The 4,324-nt window shown below is 29.6% G+C and carries 5 protein-coding genes and 1 pseudogene; 1 reads left to right on the plus strand and 5 read right to left on the minus strand.

What is annotated here, in order from left to right:
• Positions 1 to 62: 62 nt before the first annotated feature.
• The gene (locus E6A48_RS06175) at positions 63 to 671 is read left to right on the plus strand and encodes a response regulator (protein WP_219709186.1); all 609 of its coding nucleotides are present in this window, start codon (positions 63 to 65) and stop codon (positions 669 to 671) included.
• Here the strand turns inward: E6A48_RS06175 and priA are convergent.
• From priA to E6A48_RS06200, 5 genes and pseudogenes are all read right to left on the minus strand, one after another.
• Positions 668 to 2,662 (minus strand): replication restart helicase PriA, encoded by a 1,995-nt coding sequence (priA, locus tag E6A48_RS06180; RefSeq protein WP_219709187.1) that lies wholly within the window; start codon positions 2,660 to 2,662, stop codon positions 668 to 670. The two genes, E6A48_RS06175 and priA, sit on opposite strands and share 4 nt — an antisense overlap.
• Positions 2,662 to 3,027 carry a TraR/DksA family transcriptional regulator gene (locus E6A48_RS06185; protein WP_013243773.1) on the minus strand — a complete coding sequence of 122 codons (366 nt, stop codon included), beginning with the start codon at positions 3,025 to 3,027 and terminating at the stop codon, positions 2,662 to 2,664. The genes priA and E6A48_RS06185 overlap by 1 nt, the downstream gene beginning before the upstream one ends.
• Before the next feature lie 43 nt (positions 3,028 to 3,070).
• The gene (gene rpsI, locus E6A48_RS06190) at positions 3,071 to 3,469 is read right to left on the minus strand and encodes a 30S ribosomal protein S9 (RefSeq protein WP_013243774.1); all 399 of its coding nucleotides are present in this window, start codon (positions 3,467 to 3,469) and stop codon (positions 3,071 to 3,073) included.
• A gap of 14 nt (positions 3,470 to 3,483) precedes the next feature.
• Complete coding sequence (rplM, locus tag E6A48_RS06195; RefSeq protein ID WP_219709188.1) at positions 3,484 to 3,939, minus strand: 50S ribosomal protein L13; 456 nt, start codon at positions 3,937 to 3,939, stop codon at positions 3,484 to 3,486.
• Between the two features lie 207 nt (positions 3,940 to 4,146).
• Positions 4,147 to 4,324: pseudogene (locus tag E6A48_RS06200) on the minus strand (3-deoxy-7-phosphoheptulonate synthase); the annotation flags it as partial.

Genomic DNA, 4,324 nt, shown 5'->3' on the forward strand with positions numbered 1-4,324 from the left:
ATATATATCTATATATTATTCTATCTTTTTTATATTATTTATTAAAAAATAAAGGAAGGTTAATGGACTTTGATAAAAATGTTATATATGAAGATGATGATTTACTCTCTCCAATAGACGTTTCAAAGATATTAGGTGTATCAAGAACAACTGTAAATTATTGGGTAAGGCATTATGGACTTAAAGCTGATGTTACACCTGGTAAAAGATATAAAATTAGATATGCAGATTTAAAAGTATTTTTAGCATTCAATAAAAGAGATAAAAGAGCTAAATTAAAGAGAAAAGTTTCTAAACATAAAATAGCAATTATAGAACCTATTGAAATTACAAGGAAGAATTATTTGCAATGGCTTAGAAATGATTATGAAGTTTCAATAGTATCTAATTTAACAAATCCATTAAATGAACTAAAAAAAATACTTCCAGATATTATTTTAATGGATATTAATTTGTCTGATGATAAGGATTATTTTTATTTATTAGATGAGATAAAAAAAGAAATAAGCTTGAGAATGGCACTTATTATTATAATCACTAAAAAATATAATGAAGATGATGTAGTTAATGGTCTTGAAAAGGGTGCTTGCGATTATGTACAAAAGCCTGTTGGACAAAATGAATTAAATGCAAGAATTAAAAATGCTTTAAGATTTTATATAGATATTTAAAGCATATTAACAGGGTCTATATCAATTTCTATATAGTTACCTTTTTGAGCTATAAAGGATTTATTTAAACTTTCAAAAAACTCTTTTAGAAGTGAATGAGAAACTGTTTTTATTAAGATATTCCATCTATAGTATTTATTTAGCTTGCTCATAGTACAAGGAGTAGCTCCTAATACTTCTACTTTTTCTGTATATTTATAAGTGAGTGTTCTAGATAAATCAGCTATAATGTTGGCATCACTTTCTACTTTTTTAGCATCTATTCCTCGTATAACAATTCTCACTAATCTCAAAAAAGGAGGATAAGGCAAGCCTGATGTATGCTTTCTATTTTCTATCTCTCTATTGTAAAAAGAAATATAATCATGCTCTTTAGCATAAAGTATAGCATAATGATTAGTATTAAATGCCTGAATATAAACAACCCCTTTTTTATCTCCCCTTCCACTTCTTCCAGCAACTTGTGTTATTAAATTAAAAGTTCTCTCAGCACTTCTAAAATCTGGTATATGAAGCGACATATCAGCAAGCAACACACCAACCAAAGTAACATTAGGAAAATCAAGCCCCTTAGCTATCATTTGCGTGCCAATTAAAATATCTATTTCTCTATTAGCAAATCTTTTAAATATATCTTCGTATTTCTTTGTGCCACCAACGGTTTCTTGGTCCATTCTCTCTATAACAGCATTTGGAAATAAAGTATTAAGATTCTCCTCAACTTTTTCTGTACCAGTACCAATTCTCTCAAAATGCCCAATATTGCACTTATCACATAGCTCTTCTACAAACTGAGTATAACCGCAGTAATGGCACATAACAACATTCTTTTTTTTATGATAAGTAAGCGAAACAGAACAATTAGGGCATTCCAACACCACCCCACAATGAGAACAACTCACCACTGGGGCATATCCTTTTCTGTTTAGAAATAATATTATTTGCTCTTTTAATTCCAATTTTTTATTAATCTCTTCCACCAGTGTTTGAGTAAGCATTGGAAAGGAATCAGCCCTCTTTTCTTTTTTTAAATCTAAAATCTTAACTTCAGGCATATTAATTGATGATGCTCTTTTGGTGAGAGTAAGTAATTCTATAGTACCATTTAAAGCATGATAATAGCTTTCAAGAGAAGGAGTAGCACTTCCTAAAATAAGCGTGGCATTTTCTCTCTCTTTTCTATAGAAAGCAATTTGCCTAGCATGATACCTTGGAGTTTCATTTGACTTATAACTAGTTTCATGCTCTTCATCTATCACTATAATACCAAGATTAGGTGTAGGAGAAAATATAGCACTTCTTGCCCCTATCACAATTTTTATCTCATTATTTCTTATCATCTGCCAATATCTATATTTAGCAGTAGGCGATAGTTTACTGTGAAGCACCGCAATTTTTCCTTCAAACCTTTCAGCAAATCTTTTTATAGTTTGAGGAGTGAGTGATATTTCTGGAAGTATTACTATAGCCTGTTTTCCTAAATCTACTACTCTTTTAATAGCCTGCAAATAAACTTCTGTCTTACCGCTTCCTGTAACACCATGAAGCAAAAAACTTTTAGCTTTTTTTTCTTCTTCTATGCTTTTTAATATTGTATTTAAAACATTTTCTTGCTCATCGTTAAGTTTTAAATAAGGCTTTTGTTTTACTTTTATAGGTTTTGGAGTAGTTTTCTTTTTAGAAGGATTTCCAGCAGGCAAAGCAGCAAATAAAGCCTCACCATAGGAAGAATGATAATATCTGCTCATCCATTTAGCTAAACTAAATTCATTTTCAGAGCAAATAGGTTCAAGATCTATTCTAGTTGTGATAGGCAGTACTTTATAATCTCCATCAAGGCTATCGGTTTCTTCTATTACAATACCTTTAGTACCTCTATTTCTTATAGGAGCTATAACCCTACAACCTATCAAACTATCCTTTATATCATCGGGTTTTTTGTATGTAAGTACCTTATCTATAGGAAGGTTAAAAACGACTTTAACATACATTACATTTTTTCACGGCGTTTTTTATCTTCATATTTAGACATACAATTAATACATCTTAAAGTATATGGTATAGCAGTTAATCTCTCTTCATTAATTTCTTCTTTACAATCTATACATTTACCATAAGAACCATCTTCAATTCTTTTAAGAGCATTATTAAGCATATCTAACTTATCTCTTTCTTTTTGCGAAAAAGATACTAAACTTTGTTTCTCATAAGCCTGAAAAGCTATATCAGCCAAATCTCCATGAGCTTCTTCTTTAAGTGTTTCATAAGATTCATTACCGCTTAATAGTTCATCTAAAGTCTTTCTTTTTTCTTCCAAGATTAAATCTTTAAATTTCTTTAATTTTTTAGCATTCATTTCTTAAACACCTTATATAATATTTTAAGACAATAATATATAATTAACGTTTTGAGAATTGGAATAGCTTTCTAGCACCAGATCTACCATATTTTTTACGTTCAACAACACGAGAGTCTCTTGTAAGGAAGCCATTACGTTTTAAAGTAGTTCTAAAGTCTTGACTCTCACCTATTAAGGCTTTAGCTATACCATGTCTAACTGCATCAGCTTGAGCAGAAACTCCGCCTCCGCGTACATTAGCATATACATCATATTTGCCTAAATTTCCTGTTACTTTTAGAGCGTCTTCTACAACTTTAAGTAAAGCTGCTCTGTTACAGAAATATTCAGCATAATTTTTACCATTTATTAAAATTTTACCGCTTCCTAAAGCTATACGAACTCTAGCATTAGCAGTTTTTCTTTTGCCTGTGAATATAGTTAATTGTTTAGATGCCATTTTTTAACTCCTAATTATATATTTACAACTGTAGGTTTATTAGCTTCATGCTGATGTTCGCTGCCAGCATATACTTTTAATTTTTTAAGATGCTGTCTGCCTAATGGATTATGTGAAAGCATACCCTTAACAGCTATTTTAACCATTCTTTCAGGATTTCTTTCTAATAATTCACCATAGCTTACAGATTTTATACCGCCAGGATAACCTGTGTGTCTATAATGTATTTTGCCTTTCTTTTTATTTCCAGTTAATACTATATCTTTAGCATTGATAACAATAACATAGTCGCCATTATCCAAGTTGTAGGCATAATCAACTTTATGTTTTCCTTTTAATAAATAAGCTGCTCTGCTAGCAACTCTTCCTAAAGATTTACCTTTAGCATCTATAATAAGCCAGTTTTGTTTTATATCTTTTTGGGATAAAACATAAGTACTATCTTTTGTTTTTAAAGTTTTCTTATCCATAATACACCTTCTAAACGTTTTTAAATATTGTGGTTTTATTCTAAAATGTAACGAGTGATTAATTATAACACAAATACCTAATGAAGTCAAATTTTTTTATAGTTTACTTCACATAAATTTACAAATTCTATACTTTTTATTTAAATTACAAAAACAATAATATATTAATTACATTTCATATTTTTACATCAAAAAACATATAATTAATTACTTAGTATAAATTTTACCATTATGTTTTTCTTTTATTTTTGCAACAGTATCAGATATCATATTAACAGACTGCATAATATCATCAAATACTTCTGGTTTTATAGACTGTGCCCCATCACATAAAGCATGCTCTGGGTCATTATGCACTTCTATAATCATACCGTCAGCACCTGCA

It is taken from the genome of Brachyspira pilosicoli (genome assembly GCF_019402445.1).
In the GTDB taxonomy this organism is placed as follows: Bacteria; Spirochaetota; Brachyspiria; order Brachyspirales; family Brachyspiraceae; genus Brachyspira; species Brachyspira pilosicoli_B.

Excerpts from the sequence above, each read along its gene's own strand:
- E6A48_RS06175 (WP_219709186.1), top strand. The coding sequence starts at position 63 with ATGGACTTTGATAAAAATGTTATATATGAAGATGATGATTTACTCTCT.
- priA (WP_219709187.1), bottom strand. The coding sequence starts at position 2,662 with ATGTATGTTAAAGTCGTTTTTAACCTTCCTATAGATAAGGTACTTACA.
- E6A48_RS06185 (WP_013243773.1), bottom strand. The coding sequence starts at position 3,027 with ATGAATGCTAAAAAATTAAAGAAATTTAAAGATTTAATCTTGGAAGAA.
- rpsI (WP_013243774.1), bottom strand. The coding sequence starts at position 3,469 with ATGGCATCTAAACAATTAACTATATTCACAGGCAAAAGAAAAACTGCT.
- rplM (WP_219709188.1), bottom strand. The coding sequence starts at position 3,939 with ATGGATAAGAAAACTTTAAAAACAAAAGATAGTACTTATGTTTTATCC.